The 23,123-nt window shown below is 35.0% G+C and carries 23 protein-coding genes, 1 tRNA gene and 2 pseudogenes; 12 read left to right on the top strand and 14 right to left on the bottom strand.

Annotation, left to right across the window (positions count from 1 at the left end):
• The first annotated feature begins 649 nt into the window (after positions 1–649).
• From cutA to ABWU55_RS04260, 3 genes are all read left to right on the top strand, one after another.
• A complete protein-coding gene (gene cutA, locus ABWU55_RS04270; RefSeq protein WP_006279213.1) occupies positions 650–985 on the top strand; it encodes a divalent-cation tolerance protein CutA in 336 nt (111 codons plus the stop codon).
• A tRNA-Gln gene (locus ABWU55_RS04265) sits at positions 976–1,050 on the top strand. The genes cutA and ABWU55_RS04265 overlap by 10 nt, the downstream gene beginning before the upstream one ends.
• An 18-nt stretch (positions 1,051–1,068) precedes the next feature.
• Positions 1,069–1,644 carry a hypothetical protein gene (locus ABWU55_RS04260; protein ID WP_010962863.1) on the top strand — a complete coding sequence of 192 codons (576 nt, stop codon included), beginning with the start codon at positions 1,069–1,071 and terminating at the stop codon, positions 1,642–1,644.
• 15 nt (positions 1,645–1,659) lie between these two features.
• Here ABWU55_RS04260 and ABWU55_RS04255 read toward each other — a convergent pair whose 3' ends face one another.
• Together ABWU55_RS04255 and recG are read right to left on the bottom strand one after the other, a co-directional pair.
• Complete coding sequence (locus tag ABWU55_RS04255) at positions 1,660–1,947, bottom strand: hypothetical protein (RefSeq protein WP_007549783.1); 288 nt, start codon at positions 1,945–1,947, stop codon at positions 1,660–1,662.
• Positions 1,948–2,882: 935 nt separating this feature from the next.
• The gene (gene recG, locus ABWU55_RS04250) at positions 2,883–4,904 is read right to left on the bottom strand and encodes an ATP-dependent DNA helicase RecG (RefSeq protein ID WP_209472617.1); all 2,022 of its coding nucleotides are present in this window, start codon (positions 4,902–4,904) and stop codon (positions 2,883–2,885) included.
• Between the two features lie 296 nt (positions 4,905–5,200).
• Here recG and ABWU55_RS04245 point away from each other — a divergent pair, with 296 nt between their 5' ends.
• Entirely contained in the window at positions 5,201–5,998 is a 798-nt protein-coding gene (locus ABWU55_RS04245) for a hypothetical protein (protein ID WP_209472619.1), read from the top strand.
• Between the two features lie 12 nt (positions 5,999–6,010).
• On the opposite strand, the gene miaA is transcribed toward ABWU55_RS04245, so the two are convergent.
• The gene (miaA, locus tag ABWU55_RS04240) at positions 6,011–6,904 is read right to left on the bottom strand and encodes a tRNA (adenosine(37)-N6)-dimethylallyltransferase MiaA (RefSeq protein WP_265016027.1); all 894 of its coding nucleotides are present in this window, start codon (positions 6,902–6,904) and stop codon (positions 6,011–6,013) included.
• A 75-nt stretch (positions 6,905–6,979) separates the two neighbouring features.
• Here miaA and ABWU55_RS04235 point away from each other — a divergent pair, with 75 nt between their 5' ends.
• The 5 genes from ABWU55_RS04235 to ABWU55_RS04215 all read left to right on the top strand — a co-directional run bounded on the left by ABWU55_RS04235 (position 6,980) and on the right by ABWU55_RS04215 (position 10,594).
• Complete coding sequence (locus ABWU55_RS04235; RefSeq protein WP_010082479.1) at positions 6,980–7,450, top strand: hypothetical protein; 471 nt, start codon at positions 6,980–6,982, stop codon at positions 7,448–7,450.
• Between the two features lie 118 nt (positions 7,451–7,568).
• Positions 7,569–8,156 carry an L-threonylcarbamoyladenylate synthase gene (locus ABWU55_RS04230; RefSeq protein WP_006280292.1) on the top strand — a complete coding sequence of 196 codons (588 nt, stop codon included), beginning with the start codon at positions 7,569–7,571 and terminating at the stop codon, positions 8,154–8,156.
• 17 nt (positions 8,157–8,173) lie between these two features.
• Positions 8,174–8,995 (top strand): AAA family ATPase, encoded by an 822-nt coding sequence (locus tag ABWU55_RS04225; RefSeq protein WP_038199127.1) that lies wholly within the window; start codon positions 8,174–8,176, stop codon positions 8,993–8,995.
• Between the two features lie 73 nt (positions 8,996–9,068).
• Positions 9,069–9,863, top strand: coding sequence for a hypothetical protein (locus ABWU55_RS04220; protein WP_022626354.1), 795 nt, complete (start codon positions 9,069–9,071; stop codon positions 9,861–9,863).
• Between the two features lie 68 nt (positions 9,864–9,931).
• Positions 9,932–10,594 (top strand): hypothetical protein, encoded by a 663-nt coding sequence (locus ABWU55_RS04215; RefSeq protein ID WP_010082435.1) that lies wholly within the window; start codon positions 9,932–9,934, stop codon positions 10,592–10,594.
• On the opposite strand, the gene ABWU55_RS04210 is transcribed toward ABWU55_RS04215, so the two are convergent.
• The 6 genes from ABWU55_RS04210 to ABWU55_RS04185 all read right to left on the bottom strand — a co-directional run bounded on the left by ABWU55_RS04210 (position 10,591) and on the right by ABWU55_RS04185 (position 15,751).
• Positions 10,591–12,087: a proton-conducting transporter membrane subunit gene (locus tag ABWU55_RS04210; protein ID WP_010962853.1), complete on the bottom strand. Its 1,497-nt coding sequence runs from the start codon at positions 12,085–12,087 to the stop codon at positions 10,591–10,593. The two genes, ABWU55_RS04215 and ABWU55_RS04210, sit on opposite strands and share 4 nt — an antisense overlap.
• Positions 12,088–12,467: 380 nt before the next feature.
• Positions 12,468–12,839: a holo-[acyl-carrier-protein] synthase gene (locus ABWU55_RS04205; RefSeq protein WP_010082456.1), complete on the bottom strand. Its 372-nt coding sequence runs from the start codon at positions 12,837–12,839 to the stop codon at positions 12,468–12,470.
• Entirely contained in the window at positions 12,836–14,104 is a 1,269-nt protein-coding gene (gene proS / locus ABWU55_RS04200) for a proline--tRNA ligase (RefSeq protein WP_022626352.1), read from the bottom strand. Before proS ends, ABWU55_RS04205 begins: the two co-directional genes overlap by 4 nt.
• A 102-nt stretch (positions 14,105–14,206) precedes the next feature.
• The gene (locus ABWU55_RS04195) at positions 14,207–14,554 is read right to left on the bottom strand and encodes a hypothetical protein (RefSeq protein WP_010962849.1); all 348 of its coding nucleotides are present in this window, start codon (positions 14,552–14,554) and stop codon (positions 14,207–14,209) included.
• Positions 14,551–15,204 carry a hypothetical protein gene (locus ABWU55_RS04190; protein ID WP_209472625.1) on the bottom strand — a complete coding sequence of 218 codons (654 nt, stop codon included), beginning with the start codon at positions 15,202–15,204 and terminating at the stop codon, positions 14,551–14,553. Before ABWU55_RS04190 ends, ABWU55_RS04195 begins: the two co-directional genes overlap by 4 nt.
• A gap of 412 nt (positions 15,205–15,616) precedes the next feature.
• On the bottom strand, positions 15,617–15,751 hold the full coding sequence (locus ABWU55_RS04185) for a hypothetical protein (protein WP_010962846.1): 135 nt from the start codon (positions 15,749–15,751) through the stop codon (positions 15,617–15,619).
• Positions 15,752–15,962: 211 nt separating this feature from the next.
• Here ABWU55_RS04185 and ABWU55_RS04180 point away from each other — a divergent pair.
• The 3 genes and pseudogenes from ABWU55_RS04180 to ABWU55_RS04170 all read left to right on the top strand — a co-directional run bounded on the left by ABWU55_RS04180 (position 15,963) and on the right by ABWU55_RS04170 (position 18,949).
• Positions 15,963–17,218, top strand: a pseudogene (locus tag ABWU55_RS04180) (IS4 family transposase).
• A gap of 440 nt (positions 17,219–17,658) precedes the next feature.
• Positions 17,659–18,186, top strand: a complete 528-nt coding sequence (locus ABWU55_RS04175) for a c-type cytochrome (protein WP_010082469.1) — start codon at positions 17,659–17,661, stop codon at positions 18,184–18,186.
• Position 18,187: 1 nt separating this feature from the next.
• A complete protein-coding gene (locus tag ABWU55_RS04170; protein WP_012673268.1) occupies positions 18,188–18,949 on the top strand; it encodes an alpha/beta hydrolase in 762 nt (253 codons plus the stop codon).
• Positions 18,950–19,124: 175 nt separating this feature from the next.
• Here the strand turns inward: ABWU55_RS04170 and trpS are convergent, their stop codons facing one another.
• From trpS to ABWU55_RS04145, 5 genes and pseudogenes are all read right to left on the bottom strand, one after another.
• Positions 19,125–20,123 (bottom strand): tryptophan--tRNA ligase, encoded by a 999-nt coding sequence (gene trpS / locus ABWU55_RS04165; RefSeq protein ID WP_006280207.1) that lies wholly within the window; start codon positions 20,121–20,123, stop codon positions 19,125–19,127.
• A 17-nt stretch (positions 20,124–20,140) separates the two neighbouring features.
• Positions 20,141–20,710 carry a nucleotide exchange factor GrpE gene (locus ABWU55_RS04160; protein WP_012673267.1) on the bottom strand — a complete coding sequence of 190 codons (570 nt, stop codon included), beginning with the start codon at positions 20,708–20,710 and terminating at the stop codon, positions 20,141–20,143.
• Between the two features lie 61 nt (positions 20,711–20,771).
• Complete coding sequence (locus ABWU55_RS04155) at positions 20,772–21,758, bottom strand: polyprenyl synthetase family protein (RefSeq protein WP_010962840.1); 987 nt, start codon at positions 21,756–21,758, stop codon at positions 20,772–20,774.
• A 10-nt stretch (positions 21,759–21,768) separates the two neighbouring features.
• Positions 21,769–22,089 (bottom strand): 30S ribosomal protein S16, encoded by a 321-nt coding sequence (rpsP, locus tag ABWU55_RS04150; RefSeq protein WP_006279266.1) that lies wholly within the window; start codon positions 22,087–22,089, stop codon positions 21,769–21,771.
• A 401-nt stretch (positions 22,090–22,490) separates the two neighbouring features.
• A pseudogene (locus ABWU55_RS04145) lies at positions 22,491–23,108 on the bottom strand (peptidylprolyl isomerase); the annotation flags it as partial.
• Positions 23,109–23,123: the final 15 nt, after the last annotated feature.

Raw genomic sequence — 23,123 nt, 5'->3', positions numbered from 1 at the left:
TCTGCTAGGAAAGGTGTCATCCGAGTAGCTGACACTGGGATGGCTTTGTTGCATCGCTACTTATGAAAGGCTAACTATAGTTAGGATTATAAGCAACCTATTGAAAATCTTGTTTTTTTGCAATCAATCTGATCAAATTTAAGAATAGTAATTTGTTATTTATATTAATAAATTTAATTCTATTGAAAATAGCTAAAGCATTGAAATTCTTGAATTTTAGCCGGATTGGTAAATGGTAGTGAAATTTCTTTTACTCAAATTTAGGTATTCATTGACCGTTCTTGTTATAAATACCAGAATAATAAGCTACTGATATTCCCTATCTTTTTTATCTTTAATCCATCATAGCTAGCGATGCAACAAAGCCCACTGGGATCCAGGAAAGTTTGCTTGTTTACAAGCAAACTAGCATAGAAAGTGGTTACAACGTTTTCGATGAGATTATATGGAAAACTGGATTCCAGTGTCAAGCACTGGAATGACATCACAGGGGCACTGGGATGACACCTTTACGTTTGAGGCAAACTAGCTATAACACTTAACATACTACCTTTGCAAACAAATGTTCATACAGTACGCGCTGGCGTTATTTTCTCTTGATGAATAAATCTCGGTAGAGTATAGTAGCAATGCATTTATGTAGCTACTAATGAATAATTTAGTTTTGGTTTATACAACTTTTTCAAATTTTGAGGAGGCTAAAACTGTTTCTGAAGAATTGTTAAACGAGAAATTAATTGTATGTGTAAATATATTTCCCGAAGTGAATTCTCTGTATTTATGGGAAGGTAAAATTAGTAATAGTTGTGAAGTAGTGGCAATTATGAAGAGCAGGAATGATCAAGTTGATAAAATTGTAGAAAAAATCGAAGCAATGCATTCTTATGATCAGCCAGCTATTGCTGTGATGCCCATAGAAAAAGCAAATAAATCTTTTACTAATTGGGCTAATAGTGTTATTGATGTAAGTAGTATTGGGGTGTAGCCAAGTGGTAAGGCAGCGGTTTTTGATACCGCCACGCGAAGGTTCGAATCCTTCCACCCCAGCCATATTGAAGTGGGTGTGAAATGATATCACTTTTCTATAAATTAAGATTATTGAATTATATATTAGGTAGTCTCAAAGATATAATTGTGAAACTGTTTCTCTTCACAATGTATCTTTACACATTCAGCATTGTGCTCATGTTTCTCAGCAATGGTTTTTGGTATGCTGTAGAATTTTGCTCTTTCAAAAATGCGTTTTACCGTTTGTTTCAATATTGCAAGTGGTATTATGAAAATAGGGAAGATCTCGGTTACGGAATTTCTATTCGAATATTAGTGGCGTTTCTTACTCCGCATTTTCTCTATAAATTATTACTTGGCACAGGCTGGAAGTCCTTTTTAAAGGAAAAGATAATACAGATACTCAACACAAGAAGAAAAAAGGGTAGTGAGTTCAGTAACAGTAGCAAACCAAGTGGCAGTAGTTATAGTGATAAGAATAATTACAGCAATAACAGTGGTAACAATGAGCGTCAAGCTCAAGATGCAAAGCGAAAAGTAAACATGATAAAGCAGCTATTAATCAAAGATATAGAGGCAACTATAGATAGGAGATTGAATTATATTTTTTTCGGTAAAAGGAGTAAACCTCATTAAGTATATAAAAAGGCTTTATCTAGTAAGGCTTTTTAAGGTTGGCTGTATTTTATTTTTTACGTATACCGGATCACAATCAGCCAATATACATGTGTGCACAAAATCTTGACTAAAGTCTGATAACCAAGAAATTGCCTTACGTTTTTCTACCAAGCTTTCTGTTTTTTTGCAGTGACTTGCTGCATCAATCATTGCCTGCGCTATTACTGATTTCCACAGCAAATAATACCTTTGTATATCATCTGACGTACTATTTGTTTCATAGTGGTTAAAAAATTCTTTAAAATTGAAGTTGTTTGACATAATGATACCTCTTTGGATTGAAATTTGAAATGATTTGAGTTTATGTCGCCACAGCAGATTCCGCTAACAAGCAGCGGGATGACGGTTGTCAGGCCAGCGCCCCTATGATGTCATTCAAGTAGCTGACACTGGTTCCTTTATGACGGCAGTGCCCCTATGGTGTCATCCCAGTGTTTGACACTGGGATCCAGGAATTTTGATTGGACACTGGGTTGGTAAGCATAAAAGTGTTATGTAAAATACAACGTTCTTGATGGGATTGCATGAAATGCTGGATCCCAGTGTCTGGGCACTGGGATGACACCATAGGAGGCTGCTTGGATGACAAAAAAAGGAGCACTGGAATGACAGCAATCTACGTCATACCGCGATTCATTCGCGGTATCTCAGCCGCTAACAAGAGATCCCGCTAACAAGCAGCGGGATGACGGTTGTCGTTTAGCCATAAACATTAAGAAATTTACCAAATGAAAAAAAAGGCAAAAGAAGCCCCGTGGTTATTATCCGCTTTAAAATATTGGCGTTTTTTATGTTTTAAACGCTTGACAAGCGAGATTCAGCCGCTTTTAATTGCAACTAACTTACGCTGCAAATGTTTAAGAAATTTACTAAGCAGAAAAAAAGACAAAGAATCCCCGAGTTAGCTAGTCTTTTACTATCTCTGTCGAGTATTGGCATTTTTTGATGTCTTGTAACGCTTTATAAGCGCGTTCAGCTTATTTAGATAAAAATCTAGATGTAGATGAAGTTTTGTAAAGACATACAGTATCTATATACTGCAAAAAATTGAACATAAGACGCCGATACATTAAGTAATCCTTACCTTTTAATCTGCAGATTGGCGAAAGCAAATACAATAGCTTCAGTTTCATGATAAGGGGGTTGGCGAAGGGTGTCAAGTAAGTTTTTTTGTTTCTGCGGGCTACCTGGTTTTTCTACTGAAATTTTGAAAAATGTAATCTACTCCTATATTCAAATATATCAAGCAGTAATTCAAAATCAGCCATTGCGCCTTTTGCGTTATTATACGCGAGATTGAGCAGCTCTTTGTCCTGATATAAATCAGCAAATTTAAATTCCATACATCCTGATTGTTTTGTGCCTAAAATATCTCCACTGCCTCTTAGCATCATATCCCTTTCAGCAATGTAAAATCCATCTTGTGACTCACACATGATCTTTAACTTTGAAGATGAGCTTTTACTTAAATTATCGTATAATAATACACAAAAAGATGGCTTGTTTCCTCGCCCTACTCTGCCTCTTAACTGATGCAATTGTGATAACCCAAATTGCTCTGCATTTTCTATAATCATGATGGTTGCATCTGGCACATCTATACCAACTTCTATCACAGTGGTTGCAACAAGCAGAGAAAATTCATTCCTTTTGAAGGAAAACATAACTTGATCTTTCTGCTCCTGAGTCAATTTTCCGTGTATTATCCCGACTTTATCAAGAAATGTTTTTTGTAATTCCTGAAAACGCATCTCTGCTGCAGCAATATTGGTCTCTTCGTTTTCTTCTATATATGGACAAATCCAATATGCTTTTTCGCCCCTGTTTATAGCACCTTTTAGCTTTTCAATAACATCTGGCACCCTACTAATGTTCATAGTTACAGTTTTTATTGGCAATCTGGATTTTGGTTTTTCTTTCAAAATTGAACATTCAACATCACCATACATAGCTTGCTGCAAGGTTCTTGGAATGGGAGTTGCAGTAACGAAAAGTATATCGGCATTTTCTCCTTTTCCTACCAAGCGATTTCTCTGCATCACTCCAAATCGCTGTTGCTCGTCTATGACTGCAAGCCCTAAATTTTTAAATGTAACGTTAGCTTGAAATAGTGCATGAGTGCCAATCACTATATTTAAAACACCACTTGCAAGTTCGTTCATGATAATCTTTCTTTCCTTGCGCGAAGTTTTACCAGTAAGCAGCGCAACTTTTATATCGGTACAGGATAAAACTTCCTCAATCCAATTATAATGTTGCTCCGCCAAGATAGTAGTCGGTGCCATTAGAGCTGCCTGCATGTTGTTTTCTACCACATTTATCATCGCAAAAAGTGCAACTACGGTTTTGCCACTACCAACATCACCTTGCAGCAAGCTTATCATGCGATACTTGGATTTTTGTCTCTCTGAGATCTCATCTATTGCACGAGTTTGATCATTTGTTAATTGAAACGACAATTCATTTAAAACTTGCTCTTTGTATTTACTCAATATTATAAATTCTCTTCCCCTTTCTTTCACATGATTTTTTCTTGCAAGTTTCAGCGCTAGCTGATACGCAAACAATTCATCATAAGCAAGCCTTTTTCTACAAACCTCAGCTTCCGCCAATGAGCTTGGTCTGTGCAACTTTATGATGCTTTCCCTCCAACTTAACCATTTTTTTTGCTTGATTAATGTATCATCTATCCACTCTGGTAAATCAGGCAATTCCTTTAGATTAGAGCTTATTATGTTCCCAATGCGCTTATTGGTAATGCCACGGCATAATTGGTAAACTGGCTCTATGCAAGCTATTTCTTTAAATTGGTTGATGTCAAGCGACACGTAATCTGGATGAGTAATTTGCCAATGTTCAGCAAATTTTTCGAGTTTGCCACTGATGATCACATTCGCTCCAATTGGAAATAGTTTATATAAATACTTAACTGAGTAATTAAAAAAGACTATGAATATATACTGACTCTCACTTTCAACGACTATTTTATATGGTCTACCTCTAAAAGTGGGCGACTGATGTTCATAAACTTTTGCAATGAAAGTTGTAAATTCTCCAACTCGAGCATCAGATAGTAACTTGCTTCTATCCACATAACTAAGTGGCTTATAAAACAGCAGATCCACCACCTTGTCCCCACCACAAAGTTTAGGTAATATTGCGGAATGAAATTTAGGTATATTCTCCAGCCTGCTATTTAGAAAAATCTGATTGCTCATTGAGATTCATACATGTGTAAAACTGTTATAGAGCCTTTTTAAAATCTTGTCACCTTATGGTCAGGTATGCACTATAGCTAGCACAGCTCTCTAACGTTATACCGCGATTCATTCGCGGTATCTCAGCCGCTAACACGTAACGGAATGACGAATTTGTTGTTTTTAAAATCGTCGGTAAGCCTAAGTTACCCCTAACTATATTTGCTATCATAGGGCTTATAGTAGGTATTTTATTAACTTATTAATCATTTTTATGTATTATTATACCATTAGCAGTCTATATCAAGGTATTAATGATGAACAGCTCTACACCAAAAGAAAAGGAAAATCCAATAGTTACACTAAGAGCTCAAGCAGAAAAGTTTGGTTTTAGCAGGTTGAGGGCTGGTAAAGATAATGCTGAAGCGAATTCTGGTGCAACTATGTACGTAGATCTTCCAAGAATGAAACTTGTTATTCAGAACAAAGTTATAACAAAAGAGCTTGTTGATGAATTATATAATAAACATACCAACCTCATTTCAAATGACAAAAATAAGTACCGCCAATTTGTAAAACAAGTTTTTACAGAGCTATTTGAATATGCTGAAGCAGAAGTTCCAAATGATTCTATTCTAGAAGAACTAATCACTAATTGTAACCAGGCTGCTTATGTGGGTGCATTGTATGGTAAAGGAGGACCTATCCTTCATTTAGCTGAAACATATGGGTTATTGTTTCAGTCTAATCATGTAACACATATTAATTGTAGTGATCCAAGTCATGCGGCAATCAGAATTGAAGAAAAAATTGCAGTTCGCACTTTTGCAGAACTGGAAGAAGAATTATGTAAATTGGATAGCTCGCTAGAATTCACACTTAAGTCTCAAGGTGACAAAGATGTAACATATGAAGATGGTAAATTGTCGCTCACTGTTCCTCGAAAATTGAGAGATTACAAAATTGATGGCAGAAATTTATTTGATGTCATTAAGGAGTATTTTTACGAATTCTGCGAGAAGCTAGGATTTAAGTTGAAAATAGAGCATGACTTGGATAAGCAACTGAAAGTGAACAGTGTAGAGTCACTTACCCACGATAAGGGTAGGACTTAGCCTTGATAATGATTAAGATATCTCAATCTCTGTAAGCTTATTTGCACAATCAATTACTTTAGAACTCGGAAATTGATTTTTAAACCAAGTATACTGACGTTTCGCGTAGTGTCTTGTATTGGTTTGAGCAATCTGTATCGCTTCGTCTAAAGTAATCTCACCTTTCAAGTACTTTATAATTTCTGGCACTCCGTGTGCTTTCATAGCTGGCAAATGTGGGGCTAGGTTCATGTTAAGTAGCTTTTTTACTTCATCAATTGCTCCATTTTCAATCATTTTGATAAAACGAGAATTTATTTTTTGGTATACATCCTCACGTTTAGGCAAAATTGTATATATCTTAAAATTATTGAATAAAGGAGGCTGTCGATTTTTCTGCCATACGAAAATCGACTTGCCAGTTTCAGTGATAACTTCAAGTGCCCTTGAAAGGCGGTGCGAGTCATTCATGAATACTTTACCTTGAATCCTTGGATCTTTGCTTAGCACTAATTTGTAAAACTCCTCTTTACTTAAATTTTTCCTTAATTCGCTTACATTTTTCCTTACTTTCTGACTTATTTGTGGCATTGATGATAAGCCTTTGATTAAACTGCTGATGTAAAGCCCGCTTCCTCCAGTGATGATAGGTATTTGAGCATTTTCTAATGCGTGATTAACTTCTTTTTCTAAATCCTCTAACCATAGACCCACGGAATAATTTTCTTTTGCTGAAACATAACCATATAATTTATAAAATTCTTCTTGCTTTAGTGGTTGAGCAGTAATTATGGGAATTTCTTTGTATACCTGCTTTGAATCACAATTTATTATACTAATATTTCCATATTTTTCTATCAGGTTATCGCATAATTCTGATTTACCTGAAGCTGTAATTCCTGTAATAATTACTATATTATTTTTCATTTATATTAATTTAATTAACATATGATAAAGTGTAGTAAAAGTTTGGATTCTACAATCTAAAGTTTGGAGATTTTTATGGCAGAAAACAACGACAATAATTCATTTACTAAGCGTTTCACAAACAGGACTCCTGGCGGTACAGGGGAAGGTTTTTCTAGTAAGTATTCGTCTCAAAACACCAAAGAACGGGCATTAGGGGAAAAAGGAAAAATTTCTGAATTAGCAGGCAAAAAAACCGAATCCAAGGAAGCTTTTTCTGAAAGTGGCGGCATAAAAAGTAAAAGCAGAACTGTCAATGAAAGATCTTTTGCTGATGCAACAAAAAGAAGTAGGTCAGATCTTATATACTTAGTCCGTGGTAAAGATCGTGGAAAATCAGCGTGGCATTATGTATTAGTTGATAAAGAGAAAAGAGAAATGTTTCTAGCAAAAAGCAGAACTGGCTCTATAGATGTTGCAGACTATGGAGAGATTTTGTATTCAGGATGGGGAGAGGATCCACCACAGGCAATAATTGATAAAGTCAATGAAGAGTTTGGGTTGTAGCAAATCTGCATAACAAATGGTAAGCTGCGTTGCATTACGTTTACAAAAACTAGCAGTTACTATATAAGATACAGTGCAACAAAACTGATCTAGTTGTTATGAATAAGTTTTTAGCTATATGGTATCTAAAATAATAAATGCAATACAGAACAATTTATTAGTGTGTTTTCCAACAGAAACAGTGTATGCTCTTGCTTGTAATGCACTAGATAATGAATCTATAGGAAAAATATATCAGATAAAGAAACGCTCTCAAAATAAACCACTGTCTATATTTGTTAGTGATATTTACAATTTGACAAAAATAGCAAAGGTAAAGGAAAGATATATTGATTTAATAAACCACTTTTCTCCTGGACCAATTACCTATATTTTACCACTTAAAAACAACAACATATTGCCAAACGAATTCTTTAAAGATAGTATAGGTATCAGAATTCCTGAGCATCCTATTGCAATTTCAATACTAAACAAACTGAAAGTTCCAATAGTTGCAACTAGTACAAATATTTCAGGAAAAGAAAGTGTATGTAAGGCAAACGATATACCACAATCCATTAAGCAACATTTATCTGTAGTGATTGAAGATGACGAACTAGTTTCTGGTATAGAATCTACTATTATTGACTTAACCGAAGATAAGATTAAGGTTTTAAGGGAAGGTGCAATTTCATTACAAACAGTAAACAACGCATTTTCAAACTAAAATCTATAGGAGAAAGAATGAAAAAAGTAATAGGCCACAACCAAGCCAAAAAAAAAATAATGAACAACTTATCTGTTCAGTCTTGGCTGATCTGTGGTAAAAAAGGTATAGGAAAAGCAACACTTGCAAAATCCTTCTCCAATTGGTTACTCATAAAAAACTATAATGAAGTAGCATTGGACTTACACATTGTTGAAGGTGATACTATCGGAATAGAAAAAGTCAGAGAAATGAAAAACTTTCTACACTTAAGTCCCATTCAATCAGAACACAAAATAGCTATAATAGATAGCTTAGAGGCAATGACTAATAACGCTAAAAACGCAATATTGAAAATATTAGAAGAGCCGCCAAAAAATTCTAAGATATTTATAATTAGCCATAAGCCATATGATATACAAACCACTATCCGGTGTAGGTGCTTTCAGCTAAATTTACTCCCATTAACTTATGATGAAACAAAGCAAGTTGCTTCATCTCAATGTAAATTTGATAATCAAACGTTTGACGAAATGATTACTTTATTTCCTGGAATGCCAGGAATGATAATAAATACAATAAGTAGTGATGCTTATGAAGCATACAAATGCTTTTATAAATTTCTTCATGATTTAAAGAATCCCAATATGATTAATAAAGTAATTAATAGCGAAATCGAACTAGAACTAGCATCATATATAATTCAGGCCTTCATTTTAGAAAGCATAAAGAGAGAGGTAAATGGTGTTGAAATTCTGCTAAGTCAGTGGAAAAAAATAGATGAACTTTTCGTTGCCGCAAAGCAACTCCACTTAGATAAAAAGCATGTTTTAGCTAATGTAGTTAATATCATGACATAAGTTTACAAAGTATAATACTTTTAACATAAATTCATGATAAAATTCTGTTAATTTAATACTCGAAGTATATAATTTGACTGATAATAAATTAACTGTATGGCAATCAATAGAAGTTTTGACGAAAGCCATATTGAACATGCAGAAAAAATTAAGCTTAATTAAGAATATAGCTTCAGATCAAGACATAACCCTAGAAAAAGGAAAGGAGTTGTTAAGTGGCATTTATGAAGCAAATTTTAAGCTAAACAAGACAATCAATATAGCTACTTTGCCAAAAATTGGCTATCATATGCTAAATGGTGAGCTTGTTGTACGTAATCATATTACGGAAGAGGAAGTAAAGATTCCTGGAGATTTTCATTACCTTAAAGTCGTAAAATCCGATCATGATAATTATAAATTAACGTTTTGTAATTTTTTAGGTAATGAGTTTTTTGAATATAAAAAGTATGATCCACAATATTCTGGTATTTCAGATGAATATAAATTTGTGGATTTTGGTAGTGTAAAAAAGACTCATAATCTAAAATTTAAGGAATACATTGGTCATGCACCCAAATTTTTTGCTGCAGAAGGGCCTATTGAGCCTGGATCCCAAAACCATGTAATTGATCTATTTGAGCTAGTCAAAAGTGGTAAAGGTAGAAAAGTGGGAACCTTTGCTGATGAATTTGGTTATTTTGATGATCAAAATAAATTACATTATTATAATTATCACAAAAGTGTAGAAAGTAATACTTATGATCCTGAAAATTTCAGTGTAAAAATGATAAATATAGATGTGAGCAAAATCGATAAATTCTACCTCATTGCAGAACAAGGTGATATAATCATTCATCCTATTTGGGAAAATTTAGACATATTTTAAAGTTTTTTTTAGAGTATCTAAGCTTATTGTTATTATAATGATCCGATTAGGTCTGGTAGTATTGTGTTATGGAAGATAAATTGCTTGAATCAGTAAAAAACAAAAGTTATTTCAGTAAAGCAGTCGAATGGTACTGCCATAGGTATCTGTTTTGTGTAGCAGAAAGATCTTGGATGGCATTAATAGTATCGCTTCTCCTAGTATGCTTATGTTTATTAACATTAAACATATACCTGTTATTTCCTATTAAAAAAGATTTAAATTTTGTGAAGTATATGAACCACACAGAAGATGAGTTCTCTGCAATGCATAAGCTTAGTTTCAGTAAAAAGGAAGATGAATACACTTCCACAGCGAGGTACTTAATAAGTAAATACATTGAAATATACGAGTCCATTAAGATCGTTGAACCGAAGTACCAAGAAAATTTTATAAGAAACAATTCTATACATAAAATCTATCAAGGCTTTCAGGAAAAAACGAATAATGAAGCTGGTAATTTGTCTTTATCTAAAAGAAAAATCGCCAACATAAATGTAATAACATTATCTATTGATCGATCGACCAAGGACTTAGTTACATTTGCTGGAAATGCTACTGTAGTTTTTACAACCGAGCAAAATAAGGAGGATACTGTGGAGATTAGCTTCACTTTGTCGAATATAAAAGCAACTCTGGCTGGTATAATACCATTTAAATTTATTGTTAATGGTTATAAATACAGATTTTAAAATATTACTTGGTAGCTAAAAAAAATAACCAAAGTGCACATAGCAGTAATAACTGGAGGTAAAACTAGAAGAATTGGTGTTTTTTTAATAAAGTAATTCTGAGAAGGTTTTAAGAAAAAGGCGTTGTAAATTATCGGTAAAAAGTACAGAGCGTTGAGTATAGTACTAACAATTAACACTAGAGTTACAAACACAGAAAGTATTACATTGCCAGAGTTGAAAACAGCTTGAAAAATGAGAAATTTACCCCAAAAAGTCGGAGCAGGCGGCACCCCTATCATAGACAATGCACCTATAGCAAATGCTGTCATGCTAATTGGCATACTGCGTCCTATACCGTAAATCTTATCTATATATTTCTCACCTGCTCTCGTTATTATTGCTCCGGCAACGAAAAACAAAGTGATTTTTGCAAATGCGTGGCAAACTAATTGAAAAATTGCAACCCTCATGCTGAGATCACTAAAAATTGAAGCGAATAATATAATATACGACAATTGAGAGATGGTAGAGTAAGCAAGCAATTTCTTTAATTCTTTTTGCTTTAGTGCAATCAATGATGCAGTAATAATAGTAAATCCAGCAGCGTACGGAAGCCACCCTCCAGCAAACCAATTTTGCTGCACAAAACGTTGCATATTATCGACGCCGAAAGTGTATAATATAACTTTTATGATGATGAAAACTCCGGATTTCACAACAGCAACAGCGTGCAGTAGTGCACTCACAGGAGTTGGTGCAACCATTGCTTTTGGTAACCAAAAATGCATTGGCATTAATGCAGCTTTTCCTATTCCGTAAATCAGCATAGCAAAACACACTGCAATGAAAGTGATGAGTGAAGTATCAAATTTGAATATTCCACCGCTTACAAAGTCTAAAGTATGAAATTCATGATATAAAAGGCCTATTGCAGGAAAAAATAATACCAAAGAAGAGAAAAATAGCACGCCAAAGTAATAGCGTCCTGCAATCATTGATTCATTTGTTGAGTTGTAAGTAACCAGAGGGTATGTACTAATAGTTAGAAGCTCATAAAAGACAAATGTAGTGAGCAAGTCTCCAGAAAAAGCAATAAACATTGCACAGCCAATCGATATTGAAAAAAAGCATAGAAAACTTGAGTGATTGCTATCAGCATAGTTATTCTGCATATAACATATTGCATATATACTGGTCAGCACCCATAAAAACGATATTAATAAACTGAATATTACTCCGGTAGACTCTAGCTTTAAACTAATGTGCAAATTATTACCAAAATCCATGAGAATAAATTGAGAATGATCACCATATACCCAATATAAAGTGCACAGACACGTATACGTAAACAGAAGTACAGAAGAAGTGACAGTAATACTATTGTTCACTCCGGGCCATTTACCAGTAAAAAAAATAACTAACGCACTTAAAAGTGGAATCAACGCAGTAATTAATAAATAATTCTCAGTAATTGAAAATGGTAAGGAAAGAGACGTTAAAACACAGTCCATTAAATAATTCATCTTTTTGTTTAGGTAAAGCTAGAATTATACTAAAATCATAGAAAAACCGCTATGTTTTTTTGGCAAACTAGTCGTTTGTGTATGCTATAGCTATACTGCGATTCATTCCACAACTGTACGAACATTTGTTTTTGTTAAACACAACAAAGATGTCATCCCAGTGCCCTGACTACTTGGATCCAGGAAAGTTTGCTTGTGAGCAAGCAAACTAGCATAGAAAAACGTTTTCGATGAGATTGCAGAAAACCAGTGTCTGGGCACTGGGATGACAAAGGAGGACAGTGTCAAGCACTGACCATTTGCTGTGCAGTTTACCTTTAAAAATGAATGTTCATACAGTAAGCCATAAGATGACAAAAGAGTAAACTTTATCTGTGTGAGCTATAGACGCAAATTACAACAAATGCAGTAGCGTAATCTCCATCGTCACTTAAAGAAAGATGAATTTTGGAGATAAAATCCTTGCTAACGGTAAGATATGGCTTGCCTCTTACATCATTGTATATTTCTATATCTTTCATTGTAATACCCTGACCACTACCTCGTGCTTTAACAAAAGCTTCTTTTGCTGCAAAGCGTTTAGCAAAATACCTTGCTCGCATTTCTTGACTATTATACTTTCTACTTAGCTCTATTTCCTTTTCAGTGTAGATTCTATTGAGAAATTTTTCCCCGTATTTTTGTAATATTCTCAATATTCTTGGTATATATACTATGTCAGTGCCGATACCGTGTATCATTTTGCGCTAAAGTGATTTATTGCTTCCTCAATCTGCATTTCCTTTACCTCTCCAGTTGCTCTATTTTTTACTTCAACTATATTTTCACTTACTGCTTTCTTTCCGACAATTATTTGCCACGGCAAGCCTATCAGATCCATTCTAGAAAATTTTACTCCTACACTCCCTTCCGTATCATCGTAAAGCACTTCATCGCTCTTCAAAGCTTTGTATATTTTATCTGCAGCCTCCGTTACTTTCGTTTGTAAATTGATTAAACCAATTCTGAAAGGAGCTACCTCCTCCGGCCAGATAATTCCCTTATCATCATGAAAAGCTTCTATTATCGCACCAACAAGTCTTGAAACCCCAATGCCATACGAACCCATATGTATATTGACATTTTTTCCATCTTGAGAAGTAACACTTGCCTTCATAGGCTTTGAATATTTGTCGCCAAAATAAAAAATATGCCCTATTTCAATACCTTTACTAACATTTAACTGCTCTTGTGATATAGGGCAAGTCTCAGGATCATGCATATCATCTGCAACTGCGTATATACTCTTTAAACTTTCAATATCTTCACTCTCTAGTAGTTCAGAAAATTTATTGTCATAATATAAAGTGCTCTCACCAGTGTTTGCCAATATATGAAACTCGTGGCTCAAATTTCCTCCAATTGGCCCCGTATCAGCTCGAACTCCAATTGGAGTAAATCCCATGCGTTTGAAGATTTTTATGTAAGTTTTGTACATCAAATTATATGAATTCAGTGCACCTTCGTAATCTACATCAAAACTGTATGCATCCTTCATCAAAAATTCCCTGCCCCTCATAACACCATAACGTGGTCTTACCTCATCACGGAATTTCCATTGAATTTGGTATAAACAAAGTGGCAAATCTTTGTAACTTTTTACCACATCTCTAATTAAATCAGTTGCTATCTCCTCATGCGTTGGACCAAAAAGCATATCTTCCTCATGCCTATCCTTTATGCGTAGCATTTCCTTACCGTAATCATCGTAACGCCCTGATTCTCGCCAAAGACTTGCTGGTTGCACACAAGGCATTAATGCTTCAATAGCACCGGATTTGTTCATTTCATCTCTGATAATATCTTCAATATTCTTAAGCACTAAGAGACCAAGTGGTAACCACGTATAGATGCCAGATGCTATCTGCTTTATTAAACCTGCACGCAAAGAATATTGATGGGAGATAATTTTAGCATGGGCAGGCTTTTCCTTTAGAGTTGGCAGGTAATATTTGGATAAGCGCATATAATAGATCTGATTGTATTAAGTAATCTTAATACAATCAGACCTGTAGGTAAACTTATTTTGAAAAGGAAGGGAAGTGCATGGCTGACCATTTCATAGTTATCATAGTCCTTGTACAACATTTTCCTTTTGGCATCGCAACGCTTTTCCACCAAACTGTGCTATGCGATCCTCAACAGAAAGAGGAGGTGAATCTTGCACCTCATTATCCACTGAGTCAACATTATTTACTTGTGGTGAATCAACACACGAACTTGGCGGTACCGGTGACTCCTCTTCACTATCTGAGAATTGCATGACTGCTGCTCTCTCCTTAAGTCTCTTTGTCCAATCTGAATCATTATCATCCGACTTCTTTCTCTCTGCTTGCTCCCTATCTATTCTTGCAGCAAACTCTTCTGGTGTTTCTTTTTTGTCAGTGCCCCCACTACTTTCTAATTTTGCTTTCAATTCATTTGTAAAATTTTGTTGCTGCCCACTCTTTTTAACGTAGTACCTCCTCTTATCTGTTCAAACAGAGTAGAATGATTATTATTCTCAGGTTCACCAGCCTTCTTCGGTGCATCATTCTTAGGTTGCTCCGTACGCTTGGAAGCTGTAAAAAAATGCGGAGGCGGAGGTGGTAGTGCAGCATCTTGTGGCAATGGAGGAGGTGGCGGCGGTGGTACACTGACACTTGGATTTGGTTGTGTTCCAAACGTTACTGGAGGTGATTGAGGAGTAGGTACATTTGATTTATTCTCCAGATTAGTACAATTTTTACACACAAATTTTTGTGGTTCTTGAGATGGAGTATGGCCGAATTTCTGTCCATTAAGACCTACTTCTTTCTTATTATCATCTCTAGAAATAGCCAGTTTAACAAGATATGTCACTGAAATAAGTGCAACAACCGTAGAAACAGCAAAAATTGCTAAAGGAACTGCTGCAATAGGACCAGAACCAGAAACTGCTATAATAACATAAGGAAGATATTGACCAGATATGAAACTAAATATAGATAATAATGAAACAGCAATTAAAGGTTTCCATATAGTCTGCTTAGTTTTAGTAAGCTCCTGACTATCTTTTAGCAATGAAGAATTATTGGATATCATCATTTCTTTGCCTCACTTGTTAACGATAATTTAATAATAACCCAATTAATAATTTCTGTCAATAATTAATTATGAAAAACAAAGTTGCAATTTGAATAGATAAGCTATAAGTAATATACGACCAGCAATAGCCATACAATAGACTTCTTGTATAACCCACACTAAGTAGAAAAAAGGTGTCATCCAAGTAGCTGACACTGCTCTCCTTTGTCATTCCAGTGCTTGACACTGGAATGACACCGAAGGGGCTACTGCCGTCTTGGATGGAAACCAGTGTCAGAACTAGTTAACCATGGGGCTTCTTTTGCCTTTTTTTCCATTTGGTAAATTTCTTAAATATTTATGGCTAACATGAAGCTAAGTACGAACTTTGTTAAACATAACAAATGGTGCCATTCCAGTGCTCCTTTTTTTGTCATCCCAGTGCTTGACACTGGGATCCAGTTTTCCATATAATCTCATCGAAAATGTTGTAACCACTTTCTGTGCTAGTTTGCTTGCTTACAAGCAAACTTTCCTGGATCCCAGTGTCTGGGCACTGGGATGACATCATAGGGACACTGGGATTACACCCTGACAATCGTCATCCAGCTACTTGTTAGCGGCTAAGAGATACCGCGAATGAATCGCGGTATGACGGTTCGTGGCGGCATGACGATAACCTCGTCTCACTGCCATTAAGTTAAGGAAAAAAGATAGATTTTATGGGATAATGATGTATACCAATAAGTTTAAAGGTAGTATGAGTAAAAAAGGCAGTAATAAAATTTATTCAAAATGAATTGGCAAGTCTAGAATTTATAGAATCCCATAAATCATCTTCAAAAGATTTTATGAGAAAGAGGAAGTTATCTTTTATTGACATATTTATCTTAATTTTAAGAAAAAGTGTAAAGTCGCTGCAAGTAATACTAAACGAATTTATTTTATATAGGAAAAAAGACTATACCGTTACTGCTAGTGCTTTTAGTCAAGCAAGAAAAAAAATGAAACACAGTGCATTTTCAGAAATTAACGAAGGTGTGGTTTCCTTGTACTACCAAGACCAAAAATTTAAAACTTGTTTTGGCTTTAGAGTGTTAGCTCTTGATGCCTCCAAAATCATTTTACCAACAAGCGTTGAAATAAAAAATGAATTTGGCTCAAGAAAAATACGTAACCAAAAACCAAAAGATTTAGGTGATTATGCAAGTGCAACCTTTGCGGTTTGTTAAGATGTGCTAAATAATGTTGCCATAAGGTCAGTGTTAGATAGAGGTAACACTCATGAAATTAACTTAGCAGATGAAATGCTTAAAGTTGTAAATACTAATGACTTACTGATTTGTATATTTATCTTATAAATTTCTTTCTAGCCTTACAAAAAGAAAAATTGCTTATGTCATTCGATGTCCCAGATCATCTTTTAATGAAGTGAATGCTATGTTTGAAGAAAAAAGCCCATCTAGTGTTGAGGTTACCATATGTGCTCAGCGTAAGATAAAACAAGAAAATAGTGGAATAACGCTTCAAAGTGGTACTGCCATCTGGTGAAATTGAAGTGTTAGCTACATCATTAATGGATGAACAAAAGTTTCAAACTGGAGGATTTAAGGAGTTATATTTTTTACGCTGGGGAGTTGAGACATTTTTTGCAAAACTCAAAGGAAGACTAAGTCTAGAAAATTTTACAGGAAAAAGTGTTGAGTCTGTTAAACAGGATTTTTGGTCAGCTATCTTTATTAGCAACCTAGAAAGTGTTATGACAGAAGATGTAGAAGAAGCGTTGAATATGGACTTAACCGATGATAAGCTTAAGAGGAGCATTAACAAATCTGTCTCATTTAACGCGATCAAAAACTTGGCTTTCGACATTTTTGCTACGGAATCAGATACTGACTGCATTATGGATCAATTATCAAAGCTATTTTTGATGAACACTTTGGCGGTAAGAAAGGGAAGGAAAGTTGATCGTCATAAGGTACCTTATCTTCGTTCGTTCAATTACCAAAAAAGGGTTAGAAAACACATATTTTGACTAGAGGTAGTATTCATATCTTCTGATAATAACTGGGTAGCTTATTGCCATAGCTCCTGTAAAATGACTTCTAAACAAACTATTTCTTAAGTAATTTACACTTCAGAGTTTATCTGCTTTAAAGTTTACTCTATTCTGTTTCAGTATTTGTCATAAATCCTTAATTATTTCTGACTTTTTAGTTCAGTTTTTAACCATTCTTTCCTTAACTTAATGGCAGTGAACCTCGTCATCCCGCTACTTGTTAGCGGGATCTCTTGTTAGCGGCTGAGATACCGCGAATGAATCGCGGTATGACGGTTCGCGGCGGTATGGACGTAGGAAAACCTTTCTTGGGTCAGCTATAGAGACTCTCATCTTTAGCGAGCTTCAAGGTAATTGGTTGCTATTTGCGAAAATATTCGCATAATTTAAGTAACATTACTTAATAAAAATTAACTATGGAGCTTAATAAGATTGCAGCATCGATTTTACTTTCTGGGCTAATCATTATGATAGTTAGTAATGTAGTTGATATGCTTTACAGTCCAGAAGAATATAAGATTGAACACCAAACGATAGTAGCTGCTGGCAGCAATGAGTTCCAGCAAAAAATCGAGCAAGTGGCGCTTGATATTGGAGCGCTCATGCAGAATGCTAGCTTTGAGAAAGGTAAATCAGCAGCAAAAAAATGTATAGCCTGCCATAGTTTTGAGAAAGGTGGAATGAATAAAGTAGGACCAAACTTATGGAACATAGTTGGAAATAAAAAGGCCCATCTTGGTAACTCATTCAATTACTCAAAAGCAGTGCTTGAAAGAGGTGGAAAATGGGGGTATGAGGAGCTATTTGCCTTTTTAAAGAACCCAAAAGCCTATATAAAAGGTACACGTATGGCATTTGCAGGTATTTCCAATCCACAAGAAATTGCAGATCTAGTTAGTTATTTGCATCAATTGAGTGATAGCCCGGTTGCTTTGCCAAAGTAGTATGGATTATTGTAAATTGTTTGATGGAAATAATGGTCACATAGCATATCGAAAGCTACAAGGAAAGAAAGCTTCTGTAGTTTTTTTCGGTGGATTTGCATCCAATATGGATGGAACTAAAGCAACTGCTATTTACAAATTTTGCCAAGAAAATGACGTAGCACTTGTGCTATTTGATTATTTTGGTCACGGTCATTCAAGTGGTAATTTTATTGATTACACGATAAGTGATTGGCAAAAAAATTGTGCTAAAGTAATGAGTGAATTAACTAGCGATAAACAAATAATTATAGGTTCAAGTATGGGAGGATGGCTGATGTTGCTCACTGCCCTTCAATTTCCAGAAAAAATTGCAGCACTAATTGGTATATCGTCTGCTCCCGATTTTACTGAAGATTTGATATTCAAGCAATTGTCAGGCAAGCAAAAAGAAGAACTAGATTCTAAAGGTGTAATAGATTTTACTTCAGAGCATTGTACATACAAAATAACTAAAAATTTGATCGAAGATGGCAGAAAGAACCTTCTTTTAAACAAAAAGACAATAGATATAAACTGTCCTGTGCGCTTGCTGCATAGCATTAATGATAAAGATGTTCCTTATCAAACTTCATTGAATTTAGCTGAAAAAATTAAGTCAACCGATGTTGAAGTACACTTAATAAAATCAGCAGAGCACAATATGTCTGACAATCATTCACTGGAAGTTTTATTTAAGACCATTAGAGAATTTTGTAACCAGACTGCATTCTGTGATTTTTAGCAAAACACGATTTTTCATTTGAGCTTTCTTCAACTTAAAATAAATACAGAAAATTGCTGCCTATAGCTAAACTGACTTAGATTTACCGACAATTTGAAAAACCGTCATCCCGCTACGTGTTAGCGGCTGAGATACCGCGGCGGTATGACGGTTCGCACCATCACACTTTGGAACCTTACAGATATTGAGCAAATCCAATAATATCCTTGATTTCTTTTATATTATGGGTTGCAATTTCTGCTGCTTTCTTTGTGCCTTTTTTTAATATTTCATGTAAATGGAATTGGTCTTTTAAAAGATCATTCATTTTCTCACGTATGGGTGATATAACACTGATAATTAAATCAGCTAACTCTTTTTTGAAGTGCTTCATGTCATGTTTGTTCACTTCTTCACATACTTTTTCTGCATTTACATTACTAAGCACTGAATAAATGTTTATCAAATTGCTTATTTCTGGTCGGCACTTTAAAGTAGCAAAGCCTAGAATTGAATCTGTTTTTGCTTTTTCTATTTTTTTGACAATTAAGTCATCCGTATCATCAAGGTTAATGCACGAATGTTCTGAAGGATCAGATTTACTCATCTTGCTTGTGCCATCCCTTAAGCTCATTATCCTTGATGTGCAATCCAAAGTTAAGATTTCAGGTACGATGAAATAATCCAGCTTATAATGATTGTTAAAAGCTGATGCAATATCACGTGCAAGCTCCAAATGCTGTTTTTGATCATCACCAACAGGAACGTATTTAGTTTGATACAACAATATATCTGCAGCCATAAGTACTGGATAACTATATAATCCAAGAGAGGCTTTTTGTTTATCGCTGCCAGCTTTATCTTTAAATTGAGTCATGCGATTAAGCCAACCAATTGGTGTATAGCATCCAAGCAGCCAGCCCAGTTCTGCATGACCACTAACTGTGGACTGACTAAAAATAATGGACTTTTCTGTATCTATTCCGCATGCAATATAAGCTGCTGCTGTTTTGAAAATATTACTTTTTAATTCACTTGCGGGAAGCTTATTTGCTGTGATTGCGTGTAGGTCGACAATACAAAAAAGAGATTTGTATTTATCCTGTAAGTCTATCCACTGTTTGATTGCACCAAGATAATTACCTAAATGTAGTACGCCACTTGGCTGGATACCTGAAAAGACAATACTTGTCATTATACATTTACCTCATGCTAATCGCTTCCACAATCAGCAGATTTCTTAGAAAGAATAACCATTGCAGGACGGAGCAACCTATTTTTGATAGTATAACCAGTTTGTAGTACTTCTACAATGGTGCCAGGCTTTTTTTCATTGTCTTCTCTTTCCACAACAGCTTGGTGTAAATTACTATCAAAAAGCTCACCAAGTGGATCTACTTCCTCTATTCCATGTTTTTTTAGATCATTTATAATTTTTTGATAAGCTACTTTAATCCCCTCATGAACAGGATCACCGTCTTTCAAAATTTCCATTACTCTTTTTAAATTGTCGCACGAGTCGATCATATCACGTGCAAGTTTTGTGACTGCGTAGTCACTTGCATCGCTAATTTGCTTTTGCATTATACGTTTGACGTTTTCATTATCTGCAACAGCACGGCGTAAATGATCTTCAAGCTGAACTGCACGTTCTTTTAATGTATTGAGATCTTCATTTAAATCATCAGTTTGCTTATGGTTATCACTTTGTTGGTCGTCACCTTTCTGCCTACTTACCATATCAGCAAACTTCTTCTTTTTCTCCTTACTGCTATCTGACATATCATTACCCTTAAAAATCTAATAAATATATAACAATTAATCTGAAAATATCAAGCGCCAGCTACATTCGTCTTTCTATGCTCGCATTTAAAAAGTTAATTAAAGTAGTTTTATAAAAAGAATCAGAAAAAGTACTAATATCATTTTGTGCCATATTAATGTAGTGTCTAGCTTTTTCCATAGAAAGCTGAATGGCATTATGGTGATTAATATAGTGTAATGCTTGGTCAAAATTGTGTCTAGCTGAAGAAAAGCATTTTTCCCAGAATTTTTGCTCTGCTGGACTGCCCTTTTCGTATGCTATAATAGCAGGTAAGGTGACTTTACCTTCGAAAAAGTCTTTTCCGACTTGCTTTCCAGAAGTGCCTTGATTAGCAGTATAATCGAGCATATCATCAACTATTTGAAATGCCATACCAAAATTAAAACCAAAATTCTTTAGCCTCTCTGTTTCGTCATTTGTTGCACCAGATACTGTTGATGCAGCTTCACAGCATGCAGAAAATAAAGATGCTGTCTTTTCTCCAATGATATCAAAATAATTTTCCCTGACTGTGTGGGGGTCAAAGCGTGCTGTCATCTGCTTTATTTCACCCTTCACAAGTAAATGCGATGCTTTAGATAAAATAGAGAGAATATTTAAATTTCCACACTCTATAAGCCATCTAAATGCTAGAGTCAACAATAGATCACCAACTAAAATGCTTGATTTATTTCCCCAAATCTTATTCGCTGTTTTAACTCCATGGCGTGCCTCACTTTCATCGAGCACATCATCATGAAGTAAAGTAGCATTGTGTATAAACTCTACCGATGCAGCAACGTTGATCCTATTCTCCCCAGAATAGTTTAGCATTTTACATATAATAAAAACTAGTTTAGGCCTTATTTTTTTTCCACCTGACCTAACAAGATGAGATATAATATCAGTAGCAAGCTTAGCATCTTCATCATTGACATTTTTGAAGACAAAGTCATTCATAGCTGACAAATCAGAAGATACAATATCGTCTAATTTATCGCTGTTTGTTAAATCAGTATTTAGCATTTTAAGAGACTTATGCCTCTTGCCCTTGTGCTTTCTCGTTCTCTACTTTCTTCTTTTCTGTTTTCTTTGGTTCTGTTTCTAAAGTTACTATGCCTTTTTTGATAAACCACAGTACTCTTTCAGTTGCCTGCGCGCCTACACTTAGCCAATGTTTTAATCTATCAGCTTTCACCACAACACGATTTTTATTGTCTTTTGGTAACATTGGATCATATTGTCCTATTTTCTCAATAAAACGCCCATCTCTTGGTGCTCGTGAATCAGCTACAACTATCCTATAAAAAGGGCGTTTCTTTGCGCCAAACCTCGCCAACCTTATTTTAACTGCCATGTTAACCTTTATTCATATATTAGCCACAATTTTATACAATGAGCCGTTTTAAGTCAAATGAATTATACAGCTTTTGCACCTTATAATATAATTACCAATAATGTAGGGCAGTGCCGGGCGCACAGCTATACGAACATTCATTTTTGAAGGTAAATTGCACAGCAAATGGTGTCATTCCAGTGCTTGACACTGGAATCCAGCCTTTTTTTAATCATTAAAACGTTGTATTTTAACATAAAACGGCTACTTTTATGCTTACCAACTTAATAAAATTCCTGGATCCCAGTGTCTGGGCACTGGGATGACATCCTTTCTAGTGAAGATTGCTCTCAAATCGCAATGTTCGTACAGTTGTGTGTCTGGGCACTGGATGCGTTTGAAGCAGCTTATAAGATTTTTGATTATATATCATCAAGTATAGCGTGATTAACTTCGACTTTATACTTTGATTCCAGATAGCTAATTAATTGCTCTTTTAGCGATATCATCACACGTTTTCCGGTGTCAAGCGTGTTTAATTTGCCATTTGATGAATGCATTTCTTTTAGAACACCTATTATAATTTCATTATTGTATTGAATAGGATCTGTCACTGAACCAGTTGTTTTCATATTGAAAATCTCTTCTACAAAAGAAAAGGGGTAGTTTTGTTGATCCACTTTATTGCGGTGCATCTGCTGACCTTTAACTAATTCCACACCTTGAATTTCTTCCAAATCTGTTTTTTCTCTTAGTTGAACTGCAACCTCTTGCCCGAATTTAAACATTCTTTCTTTTATAAACTCACTACGCCAAAGCTCTACCGCTAATGCCTTGCCTTCTTCAAAACTTTGCAATTTGGGTGGAAAGATATCGACGATTTTTACACTAACAACGGCGTCCCCAACGCCCTTAAAATAACCTTTCTGATCCTTTTCTCGCGAAAAAATGAAAGAAATCAAATCACCAGAATCTCCTACGTTATTACCGCTTTGATCTTTTCCACTCGCATCTACTGGACCAATAGTTTGTATAGGTATAGCATTTCTCATAAT

Source organism: Wolbachia endosymbiont (group A) of Crataerina pallida (assembly GCF_964028475.1).
Classification (GTDB): Bacteria; Pseudomonadota; Alphaproteobacteria; order Rickettsiales; family Anaplasmataceae; genus Wolbachia; species Wolbachia pipientis.
The sequence above is the reverse complement of the archived record's forward strand: the minus strand, read 5'-3'. Positions and strand labels throughout refer to the sequence as shown.